We start from the raw sequence: 555 nt of genomic DNA on the forward strand, positions 1-555 counted from the left end.
TGATGGCCTTTGTGCTTGCCGTACTCAGAGCGCCGATACGCACAACAAATGGGTCTGCATCTTGCTCACGCAAGATAACCACATCGAACAAAATAATGGGCTTGTCATTGAACGTCGTTTCTTGTTTGCCAATAACTTGCCCCTGACACCATGCTTCGTCTTCTTGGCCGAGTGTATCGCCAAATAGATAAGCACACATGTGACCCAAGTTAATCTCTACTGGCGCCATCTGTTCTTTGGTTTCTGGTTGCCAACCTTTAATCTGTTCTTGAATGTCTTCTGGCACTTGTCCATCATTGGCTGCAACGATATCGTTAAAAGCGCGATGATAGCGAATCGCTTCTTGATCCTCGACCATAATGACTTCCTCTTGATCGCTGATCGAGATTTCGTGTGCCCAAGCGCTAAAATTCACAAAATAAGGCGTGCTTTGTTGATATAAGTGGCGATTGGCTGTATAGAGCTGATCAAAAGCATAAATAATACTGCCATCAACACTACGCAGGCGTAACACTGCATCATGTGAGCTGTCACTGACAATCATACGCTCAATCG

At 45.2% G+C, this 555-nt stretch carries 1 pseudogene; it reads right to left on the reverse strand.

What is annotated here, in order from left to right:
* A pseudogene (locus tag ACS8FD_RS23520) lies at positions 1 to 555 on the reverse strand (hypothetical protein); the annotation flags it as partial.

Source organism: Psychrobacter sp. 1U2 (genome assembly GCF_051847575.1).